This is a genomic window from Blastococcus sp. TF02A-26 (assembly GCF_003319125.1).
Taxonomy (GTDB): Bacteria; Actinomycetota; Actinomycetes; order Mycobacteriales; family Geodermatophilaceae; genus Trujillonella.
This window is the reverse complement of the sequence record NZ_QOHG01000011.1, coordinates 84,107-98,741: the sequence shown is the minus strand read 5'-3', so window position 1 is coordinate 98,741 and position 14,635 is coordinate 84,107. Positions and strand designations below refer to the sequence as shown.

Below are 14,635 nucleotides of genomic sequence, written 5' to 3'. Positions count from 1 at the left end.
GCTGACCGACGTGACCGTCGGCGACCGCCCGGGGCGTGCGGTGCACGTCGTCGACGGCCGGATCCCCTGGGTGGGGGACGCCGGTGCGGCGCCGCGCGCGGAGCGGACGGTCGCGGGGAGGGGGCGCTGCTCACGCCGGCGTTCGTCGACGCCCACGTGCACGCCACGGCGACCGGACTGGCCCTCACCGGTCTCGACCTCCACGACAGCTCGAGCCTCGCCGACGCCGTCGCGTCCGTCGCTGCCCACGTGCGACGGGTCCCGGACGGCGTGGTGCTGGGAACCGGGTGGGACGAGACGGGCTGGCCGGAGGGCCGCGGGCTGACCCGCGCGGACCTCGACGCGGTCGCCGGGGACCGGCCGGTCTACCTCGCCCGGGTCGACGTCCACTCCGCCACGGTGTCGACGGCGCTGCTGGACCTCGTCCCGGGGATCCGCTCGCTGCCCGGCTTCGGGGAGGACGGCCGGCTGCGGCTGGACGCCCACCACGCCGCCCGCCAGGCCGCCTACGGAGCGGTCAGCACGGTGCAGCGGCGGGCCGCCCAGCGCGCGACCCTCGCCGCCGCGGTGGAGCTGGGGATCGGCAGCCTGCACGAGATGGCCGGCCCCGAGGTGTCGAGCGCGGCCGACCTCGCCGAGCTGCTCGAGATCGCCGCCGAGGGGCCGGGACCGCGGCTGCTCGGCTACTGGGGCGAGCTGTCCGAGCGCGGCGGCCTGGCCCTCGTGCAGGAGCTCGGCCTGGCCGGCGCGGGGGGAGACCTGTTCTGCGACGGCGCCCTGGGCTCCCACACCGCCGCCCTGGCGCAGCCCTACAGCGACCGGCCCGACACCGCCGGCGCGCTGCGGTTCGAGACGGCCTCGCTGGTCGAGCACGTCCGGGCCTGCACGGTCGCCGGGATCCAGGCCGGCTTCCACTGCATCGGCGACGCCGCGGTCGGGCAGGTGCTCGAAGCCATCGGCGCCGTCGTCGACGAGCTCGGTGTGGCCGCCGTCCGCGCCTGTCGGCACCGCCTGGAGCACGTGGAGATGGCCGCGCCGGACGTGATCGCCCGGATGCACGCCTGGGACGTCGTGGCCAGCGTGCAGCCGGCCTTCGACGCCGCGTGGGGCGGCGCGGAGGGGATGTACGCCGCCCGGCTGGGCGTCGAGCGGGCGCTGGCCTGCAACCCGCTGGCCGACCTGGCCGACGCCGGCGTGGCCCTCGCGCTGGGCAGCGACGCCCCGGTGACGCCGATGGACCCCTGGGGCGGCGTGCACGCGGCGGTCGACCACCGCACGCCCGCCTCGGGTCTGCGGCCCTTCGACGCCTTCGACGCGGCCACCCACGGCGGCTGGTACGCCGTGCGGGCGGAACACACCGCCGGTCCGCTGGCGGTGGGTGCACCGGCCGACCTGGCGCTGTGGGCGACGGGGGAGACGCTCTCCCAGGTGCTCGCCGACCGGGCCCGGCCGGCCTGCCGTCAGCTGGTCGTCGCGGGCGAGCCGGTCGACCGCGGATAACGATCCCATCACGTCCCGTCCCGGGGATCGGCACACCCGCGCCGGGCGGCGGTGGGCTTCCTACAGTCGCTGCAGTTCCGTTCCGGGGGCACCGCTCGTGCTCCTCCCGGACGGTGCGCACCCTCCCGGTCGCGCGGACCTCTGCGTCCCCGCCTGCCGGGCCGCCGGAGGGGACGCGCCGGTCGGGGGGCAGCGCGCTCCGGCTCCCGGCGGGGACCGGCACGGCACCGCACGACCCGGACAACGACCCGACGACCGCAGCCCGCGGCCGGCGCGATCGGCCCCGGGAGCGCGGACGCCCTGGCTCCGGTCCGCGCTGCGCGCCCCGGGACGGGAGTGGCACCGGTCGGGCCGACCGGTCGCCGCGCGCGGGGTGGGATGCTGGGCCGGGACCGCGAGGAGCGCGGCCCGGCCGACGCGTGCGCCGGCACCGCCGCCCGCACCCACGGGCACCGAGGACCGGGGAGGCGCCGTGTCGTCAGCCGCGACCGTGGCGACCCCGGCCGAGCGTCCGGAGCCGGCCCCCCGGACGACCCGCGGCCGCCGGTTCCCCTGGCGGACCCTCCTCGCGGCCGCCGGCGGACTCGCGCTGCTCCTGGCCTTCCCCGGGTGGTCGCTGCACGGCCTGGCCGTCCTGGGACCGATGGCGCTGGCGCTCGCCGTCCGCGGGCAGCGCGCCCGGTCCGGCGCCTGGCTCGGTTTCGTCCTCGGCCTGGCGTTCCTCGTGCCGCTGCTGTCGTGGACCGGCGTCTACGTCGGCGCCTTCCCCTGGCTGGCGCTGGCGATCTGGCAGGCGACCTACTTCGCCCTGCTGGGCGCGGCGACCGCCGTCACGTCGGGGCTGCGGTTCTGGCCGCTGTGGACGGCGGCGCTGTGGGTCGCCGACGAGGCGCTGCGCGGCCGCTGGTTCCTCGGCGGCTTCCCCTGGGGCCGGCTGGGGCTCAGCCAGACCGACGGCCCGTTCCTGTCGCTGGCGGCCTACGGCGGCGTCCCGCTCGTGGGCTTCGCCGTCGCCCTGACCGGCGCACTCCTGGCCGCCGCGGTCCTCGTCCTGGGCCGCGCCTGGCGGAGCGCCGGCGACGCCGCGGAGCGGCCGGCCGCCCTGCGCGCCGGGGCGGTCGCCGTGGTCGCCGTGCTCACCGTCCCGCTGATCGGGGCGCTGGCCTGGCTACCGCTGCCCGGGCGGTCGCTGACCGACGGCGGCCCCACGCGGACGGTCGCTGTCATCCAGGGCAACGTGCCGCGCGCGGGGCTGGACTTCAACGCGCAGCGGCGGGCTGTGCTCGACAACCACGTGCAGCGGACGCTGGAACTGGCCGCCGCCGTCGAGCGGGGCGAGGAGCAGCAGCCGGACCTGGTGGTCTGGCCGGAGAACAGCTCCGACATCGACCCGTACACCAACGCCGACGCCGCGCGGGCCATCGACCGGGCCGCGGAGGCGATCGACGCCCCGATCCTGGTCGGCGCGGTCGTCGAGGGGCCCGGCCGCTTCCTGAGCAACACCGGCATCGTCTGGGACCCCGAGACCGGGCCGGGGGAGACCTACGTCAAGCGGCACCCGGTCCCGCTGGCCGAGTACGTGCCGGCCCGGTCGTTCTTCCGCTTCTTCACCGACAAGGTCGACCTCGTCCGCCGCGACTTCCGGGCGGGCGACGAGGTCGGCGTCCTCGACATCGGTGGTGCCCGCATCGGCGACGTCATCTGCTTTGAGGTCGTCTACGACGGGCTGGTGCACGACACGGTCGAGGCGGGGGCGGGCATGCTCGTCGTCCAGACCAACAACGCCACGTTCGGCTTCACCGACGAGAGCGAGCAGCAGCTGGCCGCCAGCCGGCTGCGCGCGGTGGAGTACGGCCGCACCGTCGTCGTGGCCGCGACCAGCGGCATCTCCGCCGTCGTCGCGCCCGACGGGTCGGTGGTGCGCCGCTCCCAGCTGTTCACCCCGGCGACCTTCGTGGAGGACATCGCCCAGCGGGACTCCACGACCGTCGCCGAGCGGGTGGGCGCCGGTCCGGAGTGGTTGCTGACCGCCCTGGGCGTGGGGGCGCTGGCCTCGGTCGCCGTCCCCGGTGTCCTGCGGCGCCGGCGGGCCCGGCGCGCACGCCGCGGCTGAGCTCAGGAGCAAGACGGCCCGCTCGGGCGTTGTACGACCTGCGGGCCGTCGGAGTCCGCACCGAGGAGGAAGTCGTGGGTCGTCGTGTGCGCACCGCGGCCGGCGTGCTCGCGCTGGTCGAGGTCGTCGTCTTCGTGCTCGTCGCCAACTGGATCGGGCTGGGCGCGACCATCCTGCTGACGCTGGCCACCAGCGCGCTCGGGCTGGTGCTGCTCGGCCGGCAGGGCACCCGGGCCCTCGGCGAGCTCCGGGAGCGGGCCGCCGAGCGCCGCCCGGCCGGCCGGGCCCTGGGGGACGCCGGGCTGGTCGCCGTCGGCGGCCTGCTGATGCTGCTGCCGGGCTTCCTGGGCGACGTCGTCGGGCTGCTCTGCCTCCTGCCGCCCACCCGGCCGCTGGTGCGGGGGCTGCTGAGCCGGCTGTTCGTGTCGCGACTCCCGGCGCACCTGCGCGGCCCGGTGCGGGTCCGCAGCGCCCGCACGGAGGGCGTGCCCGGTCCGGCGCCGCACCCGGGCCGGCCGCTGGTCATCGAGGGCGAGGTCCTGCGGGACGACCCGCTGCGCTGAGCGCGGGCCGTCCCGGACGGCGAACGGCCCCGGTGGGAGATCCCACCGGGGCCGTCCTACGAGCTGGTCGCGCTCAGCTGGCGCGGGTGCGGCGACCGCGGAGCACCTCGAGGCGCTCGGCGAGCACCTCCTCCAGGTCCTCCACGGACCGGCGCTCGAGCAGCATGTCCCAGTGGGTCCGCGGCGGCTTCACCTTCTTGGGAGCCGGCTCGGCACCGCCGACCAGCTTCGCGGCAGCGCCGTCGAACTTGCACTCCCAGGTCTCGGGGACCTCGGCGTCGTCGGCGAAGGGCACCGAGAACAGGTGGCCCGAGGCGCACTTGTAATCGACGTACTGACGCTCGATCGGTGCGGTGTTCCGCTCGGTCTCGTAGCTCACGCTGCCCAGTCGGCTACCCCGTAGGGAACGCTCGCCCATGGCACACCGTCCTCTCGTGCTGGTGGTGTCTCGGTCACGACCCGGTCCGTCGCAGGGGCACATACCCAGGAGACGGGGGGATCGAAAGGACCAACGGCAGAACTCTCGAAGAGATTCCGCTTTCGTCGGCCGCTCATCATCGCATGGAGGGAGATCGGAGGCCCCAGCGGCCCCCGGCTGCCCCCCGGACGAGGGATCAGGGGAGCGCGAGCTGCCCCGGACCGGCCGCCGTGGGACCCAGCTGGCCCAGGACGTGGTGCCGCCGGCAGAGCACCTGGTAGTGGACGTCGGGTGCTCCGGCCGCCTCCGGCGAGGGCTCGTCGGGCGCGGGGGTGGGGGCGGTGTCGGCGACGACGACGGTGGCGCCGTGCCGCACCAGTGCGCCGTCCACGACGCGGGCGTTGAGCAGGCCCGGCAGGCCGCACCAGCACAGCACCTCGACCTGCACGCGCTGCACGTCGTCGGCGACCTCCATGAGGCGCTGGGTGCCGGGGAACAGACGGGTGCGGAAGTCGGTGGTCAGCCCGAACGCCCAGACGTCCACGTGCGACTCGTCGACCAGTTCGGCCAGCTGGTCGACCTGTGCGGGCGTGAGGAACTGCGCCTCGTCGACGATCAGGTAGTCCACCCGCTGCCCGTCGGCCCACCGGGTGCGCACGAGCAGCCGCAGGTCGGTCGACGCGTCGACCTCGACGGCCTCGCGGGTCAGCCCGACCCGGGAGCTGATCCGGGGCGCGCCGGACCGGTCGCCCTGGGTGAGCAGGAGGCCGGAGCGGCCCTGGCGGGCCTGGTTGAAGTCGACCTGCAGCGCCAGCGTGGACTTGCCGCAGTCCATCGGCCCGTGGAAGAAGCGCAGGTGCGCCGGTGCGGGGTGGCTGCGCCGGTTGCCCGCGGCGGGGACGGCGGACGGTCGTTCCCGCCGCCGCGGGTCGGGGTCGGGGACCGTCATCGCGACAGCGGTGTCGTCGGGCGCGTCCGTCACGGGACGTCCTCGGGGACGACGCCGCCGGGGAACGCCGAGACCGCGGTGGTGGGGCGCGTCGGGTCGACGAAGGCCGGCCGGTCGCGCTCGGCGGCACGCAGCGGTACCAGTCCGCGGGTGATCGCCGCCGCGATCCGGTACCGGGCGCGGTTGGCGTCGCCGACCCGGCCCATCTGCAGGTCGTCCAGCAGCACCGGCGGTCCGACGTGCACCTTGAGCGCAGGCCGGCGGACGACGGCGCGGGCGAGGGTGCGCAGCTTCCCCCAGTCGTTGCCGTACTGGAGGACCTCGTGGGCGCCCCACTGGCTGACCGGGATCACCGGGACTCCCATGCCCAGCGCCATCCGGGCCATGCCGGTGCGGCCGCGTTCGGGCCAGCCGTCGGCGGCGAGGCCGACCCGGCCCTCCGGGTAGGCGACGACGTGGCCGCCGTGGACCAGCGCGACCTCGGTGACCCGGACGGCGTGCCGCGCGAGCTCGGTGCCCCGCTCCACCCTGATGGCACCGGTGCGCTCCAGCAGCGGCCCGGCGACCGGCGCGGAGATGATCCCGCCGGTGGCCATGATCCGCGGCATCACACCGACCCGGTGCAGCGCGACGGCGACGACGAACGGGTCGAAGTCGCCGATGTGGTTGGCGGCCAGGAGGAGTGGCCCGTTCCGTAGCTCCTCGGGCACGGAGCCGGTCACCTCGACCCGGCCGACGAGGCTCACGAGCCAGGAGAACCGCCGCAGCACGAACCGCCAGAACCACCAGGGTGGCGCGGCGGCGATGGCGAGCTCCCGGGCGAACCACTCGGGGTCGTCGTCCTTCACGAGCTGCTCGAGGTGGTCGGGCAGCGGCGGGGTGTCCGGTCGCCAGTCGCGCAGGCTCACCGCGGCACCCACTCGCCGCGCTGCTCCAGCACGGCACGCAGCATCGCTGGCCGGTCGGTCATGATCCCGTCCACCCCGAGGTCGAGCATGGTGGTCGCCTCCTCCTCGGTGTCGACGGTCCAGACGTGCACCTGCAGGCCCCGGTCGTGCGCGGCCGCCACGAACCGCTCGTCGACCAGGGCACGGCCCCCCAGGCGCAGCGGCACCTGGGCGCAGCCTGCCTCGATGCGGACCAGCCCAGCAGCCCGAGGGGAGTAGGACGACAGCCGGAGCGCGGCCACCCCGCGCGGCCCGAGCGAGGTGCACACCGATGGGCCGAACAACCGCCGTGCGGCGGCGATGCGGGCGTCGGAGAAGGACCCCAGGCAGATCCGGTCGGTCATCCGCATCCGGCGGACCAGGCGCACCAGCGGCGCCAGGACGCCGGCGGCCTTGATGTCGAGGTTGAACCGGACGTCGGGCCAGGCGCCCAGCAGGTCCTCCAGCCGCAGGATCGGCTCCCGGCCACCGATGAGCGCCGTCGACACCTCCGACCACGGGAGCTGGTCGAGCCGGCCGCTGCGGTCGGTGACCCGGTCCAGCGTCGGGTCGTGGAACACCACGGGGACGCCGTCGGCGGTCACCTGGACGTCGGTCTCCAGGTAGCGGTACCCCATGTCCACGCAGGCGGCGAACGCCGGCATGGTGTTCTCCACGTGCTCGATCGCGCCGCCGCGGTGCGCCATGGCCAGCGGGGTCGGCGCGTCGAGGAACGCGTAGCGGGCCGGGGGCACGGTCGACACGCTAGTGGCGGACGACGACACGCTGGTCAGGCCCTCGCCGCAGGGTGCCGTGAGCGGCGGCCGGCCGGCTCGCGGGTGTGTCGGGCGTGTCCCCGGAACCTGTCGTCCGCGCCGTCTACCGTGCCTCCCGTGGCAGAGCAGCAGGGATCCGCGGTCCTCGACGACGACGAGGTCCGTGCCCCGGGAGGCGCCTCGGCGGCGGCTCCGGCGGGGCGTCGGGGGAGCGGGACGGAACGGCGGTGCGGGTGGTGCCGGCGGGTGCTCCCGCAGCAGGGTTCGGTGGGCCGCCCTCGGTTGTACTGCGGTCAGGCGTGCCGTCAGCGGGCCTACGAGCAGCGCACCGCGACCGCCAAGGCCAGCCTGTCCGGCGACGTCGTCCTGGTGACCCGCGCCGAGCTCGACGGTCTGCAGGACCGGCTGTACCAGCTGCGCTGCGCCCTCGAGGACGTGCAGACCCTGCTGACCGAGCGGCCCACCAAGGCCGAGCTGGAGAGCTCGCTGGCCGAGGTGCTGCGCTCCACCGGCCGGCTCGACCGCCTCTGGGTGTCCGAGCGCGCCGGCTGACCCGATCGGGCTGTCCCGGTCAGTCCGGGTCCTGGTTGTCCTCGCCCTCCTCGACCTCGCGCTCGGGGTCGGAGTAGTTCGGACCCGGGCCGGGCCCCTGGTTGACGTCGTCGTCGGTCGTGCCGTCGTCGCGGGTCGTCTCCGAGCCCGAGGGGTCACCGCAGGCGGTCAGCGTGGCGGTCCCGCCGAACAACGCGACGGCGGTCAGGACGGCGGCGACAGGTCGACGGAGGTGCATGCCTCGACCCTATTCAGGTCGTCGTCGGTGCGCCCGTCGGACCCGGTTCTCCGATCCTCATTGCGTCACTGTGACGTAAGAGGGGTGGTCTCCCAGGGTCCCGGGGAAGGGGCGCCGGTCGGAGCGGACGGTGACCGAGGGTTGCTGGACGCCGAAGGACGAGCTGGATCAAGATCAATACGAGTCGAGATCCACACGGGGGAGTCGGACGGTGATCGGCCGGCACGCCGAGGTCCCGGATTCTCGGACCGAGCCGACGAGCCGACGCGCGCGACGGCGCCGACCGCAGACCGAACCTGGGCAAGAGTGCGACATTGCCCCGGACAAGAGCGCGATGGTGCACCCTGCGACGGATCGGCTGGCCGGTGCGCGGACGGCCGGCAAGCGGTCGACGGCGATCCGGCCCCTTCCCAGGCCCGCATCCCTACCGCCGATAATGCACATTATGTCAACTCATCGGCGGAGCGGACCCCTCCCGGCCTCCTGACGCCTCACGCCGACACGGTGGGCATCTCCCACGGTGCCGACGGCAGCACCTGCCCCGTCTCCAGCAACGACTTGAGGTTCGCGAAGACCGCCGGCCAGCCCTGCGAGACGTCGCTGAGCGCCCGGGCGTCCGCGAGTCGCTCGTGCGTGACGGTCAGCCGGACGATGCCCTCGTGCGGCTCGACCAGGAAGGTCGCTCGCGACGCCGTCGCCGGGTCCTCGTCCGGTTCGCCGAACGTCACGACGAGCCGCCGCGGCGGGTCGACCTCCAGCACCCGGCCGCCGGCGTCGACGACTCCGGAGCCGTCGGTCCGACGGTGCTCCCAGACCGACCCCGGCTGCCAGTCGGAGACGTTGGCGTGCCCCCAGTAGCTGGCGGTGAGGTCGGCGTCGGTCAGGGCGTGCCACACCTGCTCCGCCGTCGCCCGGATGTAGGTGACGTAGACGTAGGTCGGCACGGTGGCCTCGTCGACGGTGCGCTCGCTCATGGCGTACTCCTCCGCTCTCTGCGTGATGGCGTCGATGGCGTGCAGCCGGGGCCGGTCGAAGGCGGAGATCCAGCGCTGCTCGATCGCGTGGATCGGTCCCGGGTCCAGGAAGTGCAGCCGCTCCCTGCCCCGGCGGACCACGACCACCAGACCGGCGTCCCGCAGCAGGTCCAGGTGCTGGGTCGCCGACTGGCGGGCCATGGAGAGCTCGGCGCACAGCTCCCCCAGCGTCTGGCCGTTCCGCGCCCTCAGCCGGTCCAGCAGTAGCCGGCGGGTGGGGTCGGCCAGGGCCCTGAAGACCGGCTCCAGGTCTTCCGCTCCCCTGCCCACCACTTCATCATGCAGGTATCCACCTGCATGATGCAAGGAGTCGTCAGTGTCGTGTGCCGATCGGCACGTCCCACGGGCTGGGCTCCGACCGTCCGGTGCTCTGTTTGGATGCTGTCGTGGTCGCCACCCGCAGCGAGACGATCTCCACCCCGGACGGCAGCTTCGAGGCCTTCTGCGCTCTGCCGGACGTGCCCCGCGCTCCGGCCGTCCTGGTGCTGCAGGAGGTCTTCGGGATCAACGACAACATCCGCGGTCTGGCCGAGCGGCTGGCCGCGGCGGGCTACCTGGCCCTGGCGCCGGACGTGTTCTGGCGCATCCAGCCAGGTTTCGAGCGCAAGGACGAGTCCGGGCTCGCCGAGGGCATGTCGATGGTCGACCAACTCGACTTCGACCTCGTCCCCGGCGACCTCGCCGCGACCATGGCGCACGCGCTGGCGCTGCCGGAGTGCAACGGGCGAGTCGGTGCCGTCGGGTTCTGCCTCGGCGGCACGCTCGCCTACCTGCTCGCCACCACCCGGGTGCACGGGCGTGGGCCCGACGCCGTCGTCTCGTACTACGGGTCGGGCACCAACGGAGTGCTCGGCCTCGCCGATCAGGTGCAGTGCCCCGTGTTGTTCCACTACGGCACCCGCGACCCGTGGATCTCCGTCGAGCAGGTCGACGAGGTGGAGCACGCGTTCGCCGACCGCCCGGACGTCACCGTCCGCCGCTACGACGCCGGCCACGCCTTCTCCAACTGGGACGCCCCCTCCATGTACGACGAGGCCGCTGCCACGACGGCGTGGGCGGAGACCAACCGGTTCCTCGATGAACGGCTGCGCGGGGCCTGACGTACAGCCTGACCGGGGCGGGGCGCCGCTCAGGCGCCCTGGAACCCGTGCTGCCGCCAGGCCTCGTAGGCAGCGATGGCGGCGGCGTTGGAGAGGTTGAGCGACCGGCGGCCCGGCAGCATCGGGATGCGCACCCGCTCCCCGACCCGCGGATCGGCCAGCACCTCCGGGGGCAAGCCGGTCGGCTCGGGTCCGAACATCAGCACGTCGCCCGGCCGGTAGTCGACGTCGGTGTGCCTTAGCTCGGCGCCCGCGGTGAAGGCGAGTACCCGCGCGTCCGGCACGGCCGTCCACAGGGCGGGAAGGTCCTCGTGCACCGTCACCGACGCCAGGTCGTGGTAGTCCAGGCCGGCGCGGCGCAGCTTGGCATCGGACAGATCGAACCCCAGCGGGCCGACGAGGTGTAGCTGCGCCCCGGTCGCCGAGACCAGCCGTATGGCGTTGCCGGTGTTGGGCGGGATCCGCGGCTCGAAGAAGGCGATCCGGAACACCCGGCCAGTCTGCCCCGATGGGCCCGCCCCGCTGGCGCTGCCCCATGTCACCCTCCGTGGTGTCCCTCCCCGTGGGTCGTCCTCGGTCCAGGTCCGGCGCTCGCGGCCGGCCGCGGTGGCGTGCACCAGGCCGACGCGGTCGAGGACGGCGAGGTGCTCGGCCACCGCCGGGTACGGCCGGGTTCTCGGCCTCGTCCGGCCGCCACTGCCGGACGTGCTCGGGGTTGCTCACCACGTCGAAGACCAGCGGTGGCGGCAGCGACTGGCAACCTTCGGTGGCAGATGTCGGGGCGCTCCGATGAGTCCGGCTCCGGCCGCCGGTCTGCACCGGGAACACCCACCCCTGGAGGAGACCCGTGCCCAGCACCGTCCAGCCGACCCTGATCACCCGGGACGTCGGCCGCCTGCTCCGCTTCTACGCCGGCGTGGCCGGCGCGGAGCTGACCGACCGGCAGCCAGCGGAGGGGCCCGTCTTCTACCAGGGCCTGCGGATCGGGGACTCCGACCTCGGAGTCGTCGCCGTGGACAACGCGCCTGCGGACGCGGGCCGGGTCCTCCTGAGCATCGAGGTCGCCGACGTCGACGCGGCCCTCGCCCGCGTGGAGGAGTTCGGCGGGGTCGCGCCGGGCCCGGCGAACGACATGCCGTGGGGACAGCGGGTGGCGCACGTCCGGGACCCCGACGGCAACGCCGTGAACCTGACCGCGCCCGTCTGAGTCGTACCGTCTGCGCCGTGGACGGCGAGGGCGGTGGGACGCGGGGCATCCTCTCCCCCGGGGCGATCCCGGAGGTCTTCCGCATCGAGCGGCTCGTGCCCTCGGCGGACCTGGCCGATCTGGTCGCGGTGCACTGGCGTGTGGCGTGGGACCTCCCGCCGGGGCAGGTGCACGAGTCGCTGGTGCTCTCCTACCCGGCGGTCAACGTCTCGTTCGAGCCGGACGGCGCCTGGGTCACCGGCCCGGTCTCCGGCACCTACCGCCGGTCGCTCACCGGCCGGGTCGCCGTGCCCGCCGTCCGCTTCCGGCCGGCGGCCTTCCGCGCGCTGGTCGACCGGCCGGTGTCCTCGCTGCGCGACCGCGTCGTCCCGGCCGGCGAGCTGCTGCCGCTGCACGCCGCCGCCGTCGACCGGATCCGGGCCGCGCCCGACCTCGCCACCGCGCGACCGCTCGTGGAGGACTGGCTGCGGGGTCTCCCCCACCGCCGGACCGCTGAGCAGGCGGAGCTCGACGCCGCCGTCGACCTGGTGGAGCGCGACCGCACGGTGACCCGGGTCGACGAGCTCGCCGAGCGCTGCGGCCGCTCGGTGCGGTGGCTGCAGCGCGCCTTCGCCGACGCGGTCGGCCTCCCGGTCAAGCAGGTGATCCGCATGGCTCGGCTGCGCGAGGTGGCCGAGCGGGCGCTGGTCGAGGACGTCGACTGGGCCGCCGTCGCCGCCGACCTGGGCTACACCGACCAGGCGCACCTCGTCCGGGACTTCACCGCCGCCGTCGGCACCCCGCCCGCGCGCTACGGCCGCCAGGCCCGCTGACGCCCGTCGCGTTCCTACAAGACGGCCGCCGGTCGGCGGCGCGAGCATCGACGACATGACGACGCCGACGCTGCCCTCCCTGCACGCGCACCTCGCCGACGCCGCCCGGGCCGCCGCCGCGGTCGCCCGCGGGGCGCAGGGTGCGCCGCTGGACTCTCCCACCCCCGCCGGCGAGTGGGACCTGCGCACGCTGGTGGACCACTGGGTCCTCTACACCGGCCACGGGCTCGAGCACCGCGCCCGCCGCACCGACCTGCCGGCCGAGCTGGTCGACCGGGACTTCGCCGCCGAGCCCGACTGGCCGCAGCGCTACGCCGAGCAGCTGGACCGCGCGGTGGCCGCCTGGCGCGACCCGGCCGCCTGGCGGGGCGAGATCGACCTCGGCGGAGGGATGGCCGTGCCCGTCGAGGCGGTGGTCGGGATGAACCTGGCCGAGCTCGTGCTGCACGGCTGGGACGTCGCCGCGGCCACCGGCCAGACGATCGAGCTCGCCGCGCCGACGGCGGAGGCGGTGCTCGCCGCCGTCGAGCAGTGCGCCGAGATGATGCGCCAGTACGACGGCTTCGCCGAGGCCCTGCCGTCGGACGACGCGATGCCGGCGCTCGAGCGGGCCCTGCGGCTGTCCGGTCGCGATCCGCACTGGCGCCCCTGAGCGCTCCGGCGCGCCGTCCGACGGCGGGGACTCACGCGATCTCGCTCCGCTCGATGCGCAGCCATCCGGCGACCATCGGCAACACGCCCCACAGTCCGACCGAGGTCGCCACCTGCAGCCACCCCTGGCCGTCCAGCTCGCCGAGGTACATCGGCGCGGTCGTGGTGGTGAGGTCCAGCCAGTCCCGCATCCAGGTGAGGGCCTCGACCAGGTTGGACACGATCGTCACCACGGTCGGGGCGACGAAGTACAGGACGATCGCCAGGGGCGAGCTCAGCAGCAGCATGCCGAAGGCGACACCGATGAGGATGCCCAGGACCTGGACCACGACGACCTGTCCCACCTGCGCGCCGCTCACCGTCCAGTCCGTGCCGTCCGACGTGAGCACCGGGGTCAGCAAGGAGCCGAGGGCTGCGGCGAGCACGGTGGCCAGCACACCCAGCACGCCCAGCACCGTCGCGGCGAGCACCTTGGCGCCGAGCACCCGCGAGCGGTCCGGGACCAGCGCGAAGGTCGTGATGGCGGTGCGCTGGGACCACTCGCTGGTCACCAGGAGGATGCCCAGCACGGGCAGCAGCAGCGCCACCGGCAGCTGCGTGTTGGCCAGGAACATGGAGAAGGTCTTGTCCTCCTCCTCCGCGAACAGCATCTGCAGGACCGCCACCGCCGGCGAGGTGAGCGCGACGACGAGCAGCAGCCAGAAGCCGGCGCGGGTGTCGGCGCTCTTGCGCAGCTCCACCTGCGTGAGCCGGAGCAGGGTCGGCCCCGGGACCGGGGCTCGGGAGGCGCTCGGCACCGCGGTCGGGGTCGGCGTGGTCTGGGTGCTCATACCCGGGTCTCCTGGATCTGCGGGGCGGCCGGACCGCTGTCGGACGTGGAGGTGAGGGACCGGAACAGCTCCTCCAGCCGGTCCCCGCCGGCCGGGCGCAGCTCCAGCAGCGCGACCCCGGCCGCGGCGGCGGCGATCCCGACGGCCTCGGCGGAGGCGTCGGCGACCAGGGCGCCGGCCGGAGCGCCGGTCACGCCGATGCCGGCGGCGGCGAGCGCGGCGGCGAGGGCGGCGGTGTCCCGGGCCCGGACGAGGACCCCGGTACCGGCCAGCAGCTCCTCGGTGCTGCCCTGCGCGACCACGCGCCCGCCGGCGATGACGACGAGCTGATCGGCCACCGCCTCGACCTCGCGGAGCAGGTGGGAGGACAGCAGCACCGTGCCGCCCCGGTCGGCGAACTCTCGCAGCAGACCGCGCATCCAGAAGATGCCCTCGGGGTCGAGCCCGTTGGCCGGCTCGTCCAGGACGAGCACCTCCGGGTCGCCGAGCAGAGCCGTCGCCAGGCCCAGCCGCTGCCGCATGCCGAGGGAGTACTTCCCCACCCACTTGCCGGCCGGCTTCCCGGCCAGCCCGACCTGGTGCAGGACCTCGTCCACCCGGCTCGACGTGACACCGAGCACCATCGCCGACAGCGCGAGCGTCTCGCGCCCGGTGCGCCCGGCGTGCTGGGCACCGGCGTCCAGCAGCACCCCGACGTGCCGGCCGGCGTTGGGCAGGTCGCGGTACGGGCGGCCGCCCACGGTGGCCGTGCCGCTGGTGGGCCGGGCGAGCCCGCACAGCGCGCGCAGGGTCGTGGACTTGCCGGCGCCGTTGGGCCCGAGGAAACCGGTCACCGTGCCCGGTGGGCAGCGGAAGCTGACGTCGGAGACGGCGACCTGGGTGCCGTACCGCTTCGTGAGGTGCTCGACGGCGATCATGGAGCCAGCGTCGCGGGCGCCCGGCTGACGGCACATCGGCCGCACGGCG

The 14,635-nt window shown here is 75.0% G+C and carries 17 protein-coding genes; 8 read left to right on the top strand and 9 right to left on the bottom strand.

Annotated features, from left to right (window positions below; translation table 11 throughout):
- Nucleotides 1-156 precede the first annotated feature (156 nt).
- The 3 genes from DQ240_RS13945 to DQ240_RS13935 all read left to right on the top strand — a co-directional run bounded on the left by DQ240_RS13945 (nt 157) and on the right by DQ240_RS13935 (nt 4,176).
- The gene (locus DQ240_RS13945; RefSeq protein ID WP_233498717.1) at nt 157-1,500 is read left to right on the top strand and encodes an amidohydrolase; all 1,344 of its coding nucleotides are present in this window, start codon (nt 157-159) and stop codon (nt 1,498-1,500) included.
- A gap of 472 nt (nt 1,501-1,972) precedes the next feature.
- The gene (lnt, locus tag DQ240_RS13940; protein WP_113840211.1) at nt 1,973-3,613 is read left to right on the top strand and encodes an apolipoprotein N-acyltransferase; all 1,641 of its coding nucleotides are present in this window, start codon (nt 1,973-1,975) and stop codon (nt 3,611-3,613) included.
- 74 nt (nt 3,614-3,687) lie between these two features.
- A complete protein-coding gene (locus DQ240_RS13935) occupies nt 3,688-4,176 on the top strand; it encodes an FxsA family protein (protein WP_113840290.1) in 489 nt (162 codons plus the stop codon).
- Between the two features lie 73 nt (nt 4,177-4,249).
- Here DQ240_RS13935 and DQ240_RS13930 read toward each other — a convergent pair whose 3' ends face one another.
- The 4 genes from DQ240_RS13930 to DQ240_RS13915 all read right to left on the bottom strand — a co-directional run bounded on the left by DQ240_RS13930 (nt 4,250) and on the right by DQ240_RS13915 (nt 7,224).
- Nucleotides 4,250-4,594 (bottom strand): RNA polymerase-binding protein RbpA, encoded by a 345-nt coding sequence (locus DQ240_RS13930; protein WP_113840210.1) that lies wholly within the window; start codon nt 4,592-4,594, stop codon nt 4,250-4,252.
- A gap of 196 nt (nt 4,595-4,790) precedes the next feature.
- A complete protein-coding gene (locus DQ240_RS13925; RefSeq protein ID WP_233498716.1) occupies nt 4,791-5,576 on the bottom strand; it encodes a thymidine kinase in 786 nt (261 codons plus the stop codon).
- Entirely contained in the window at nt 5,573-6,451 is an 879-nt protein-coding gene (locus DQ240_RS13920; RefSeq protein ID WP_233498715.1) for a 1-acyl-sn-glycerol-3-phosphate acyltransferase, read from the bottom strand. Before DQ240_RS13920 ends, DQ240_RS13925 begins: the two co-directional genes overlap by 4 nt.
- Complete coding sequence (locus tag DQ240_RS13915; RefSeq protein ID WP_113840288.1) at nt 6,448-7,224, bottom strand: glycerophosphodiester phosphodiesterase; 777 nt, start codon at nt 7,222-7,224, stop codon at nt 6,448-6,450. The genes DQ240_RS13920 and DQ240_RS13915 overlap by 4 nt, the downstream gene beginning before the upstream one ends.
- A gap of 138 nt (nt 7,225-7,362) precedes the next feature.
- On the opposite strand from DQ240_RS13915, the gene DQ240_RS13910 reads away from it, so the two are divergent.
- On the top strand, nt 7,363-7,797 hold the full coding sequence (locus DQ240_RS13910; protein WP_233498714.1) for a hypothetical protein: 435 nt from the start codon (nt 7,363-7,365) through the stop codon (nt 7,795-7,797).
- Nucleotides 7,798-7,816: 19 nt separating this feature from the next.
- Here DQ240_RS13910 and DQ240_RS13905 read toward each other — a convergent pair whose 3' ends face one another.
- Together DQ240_RS13905 and DQ240_RS13900 are read right to left on the bottom strand one after the other, a co-directional pair.
- Nucleotides 7,817-8,035: a hypothetical protein gene (locus DQ240_RS13905; RefSeq protein ID WP_113840207.1), complete on the bottom strand. Its 219-nt coding sequence runs from the start codon at nt 8,033-8,035 to the stop codon at nt 7,817-7,819.
- 491 nt (nt 8,036-8,526) lie between these two features.
- Entirely contained in the window at nt 8,527-9,339 is an 813-nt protein-coding gene (locus DQ240_RS13900) for a metalloregulator ArsR/SmtB family transcription factor (protein ID WP_233498713.1), read from the bottom strand.
- Between the two features lie 116 nt (nt 9,340-9,455).
- Here DQ240_RS13900 and DQ240_RS13895 point away from each other — a divergent pair, with 116 nt between their 5' ends.
- Nucleotides 9,456-10,169 (top strand): dienelactone hydrolase family protein, encoded by a 714-nt coding sequence (locus DQ240_RS13895; RefSeq protein ID WP_113840206.1) that lies wholly within the window; start codon nt 9,456-9,458, stop codon nt 10,167-10,169.
- Nucleotides 10,170-10,198: 29 nt separating this feature from the next.
- Here DQ240_RS13895 and DQ240_RS13890 read toward each other — a convergent pair whose 3' ends face one another.
- Complete coding sequence (locus DQ240_RS13890) at nt 10,199-10,660, bottom strand: tRNA (cytidine(34)-2'-O)-methyltransferase (protein WP_113840286.1); 462 nt, start codon at nt 10,658-10,660, stop codon at nt 10,199-10,201.
- A gap of 356 nt (nt 10,661-11,016) precedes the next feature.
- Between DQ240_RS13890 and DQ240_RS13885 the strand changes: the two genes are divergently transcribed.
- The 3 genes from DQ240_RS13885 to DQ240_RS13875 are packed head-to-tail and all read left to right on the top strand — an operon-like array spanning nt 11,017 to nt 12,840.
- Nucleotides 11,017-11,376 carry a VOC family protein gene (locus DQ240_RS13885; protein WP_113840205.1) on the top strand — a complete coding sequence of 120 codons (360 nt, stop codon included), beginning with the start codon at nt 11,017-11,019 and terminating at the stop codon, nt 11,374-11,376.
- A 17-nt stretch (nt 11,377-11,393) separates the two neighbouring features.
- Complete coding sequence (locus tag DQ240_RS13880; RefSeq protein ID WP_113840204.1) at nt 11,394-12,188, top strand: AraC family transcriptional regulator; 795 nt, start codon at nt 11,394-11,396, stop codon at nt 12,186-12,188.
- A 55-nt stretch (nt 12,189-12,243) separates the two neighbouring features.
- The gene (locus tag DQ240_RS13875) at nt 12,244-12,840 is read left to right on the top strand and encodes a TIGR03086 family metal-binding protein (protein ID WP_113840203.1); all 597 of its coding nucleotides are present in this window, start codon (nt 12,244-12,246) and stop codon (nt 12,838-12,840) included.
- 31 nt (nt 12,841-12,871) lie between these two features.
- Here DQ240_RS13875 and DQ240_RS13870 read toward each other — a convergent pair whose 3' ends face one another.
- Nucleotides 12,872-13,669 (bottom strand): ABC transporter permease, encoded by a 798-nt coding sequence (locus tag DQ240_RS13870; RefSeq protein WP_113840202.1) that lies wholly within the window; start codon nt 13,667-13,669, stop codon nt 12,872-12,874.
- Nucleotides 13,666-14,586 (bottom strand): ABC transporter ATP-binding protein, encoded by a 921-nt coding sequence (locus DQ240_RS13865; RefSeq protein WP_113840201.1) that lies wholly within the window; start codon nt 14,584-14,586, stop codon nt 13,666-13,668. The genes DQ240_RS13870 and DQ240_RS13865 overlap by 4 nt, the downstream gene beginning before the upstream one ends.
- Nucleotides 14,587-14,635: the final 49 nt, after the last annotated feature.

Bases quoted from the DNA above. Each gene is read 5' to 3' on its own strand.
- DQ240_RS13870 (WP_113840202.1), bottom strand. From the start codon at position 13,669: ATGAGCACCCAGACCACGCCGACCCCGACCGCGGTGCCGAGCGCCTCC.
- DQ240_RS13875 (WP_113840203.1), top strand. From the start codon at position 12,244: ATGACGACGCCGACGCTGCCCTCCCTGCACGCGCACCTCGCCGACGCC.
- DQ240_RS13865 (WP_113840201.1), bottom strand. From the start codon at position 14,586: ATGATCGCCGTCGAGCACCTCACGAAGCGGTACGGCACCCAGGTCGCC.
- DQ240_RS13905 (WP_113840207.1), bottom strand. From the start codon at position 8,035: ATGCACCTCCGTCGACCTGTCGCCGCCGTCCTGACCGCCGTCGCGTTG.
- DQ240_RS13930 (WP_113840210.1), bottom strand. From the start codon at position 4,594: ATGGGCGAGCGTTCCCTACGGGGTAGCCGACTGGGCAGCGTGAGCTAC.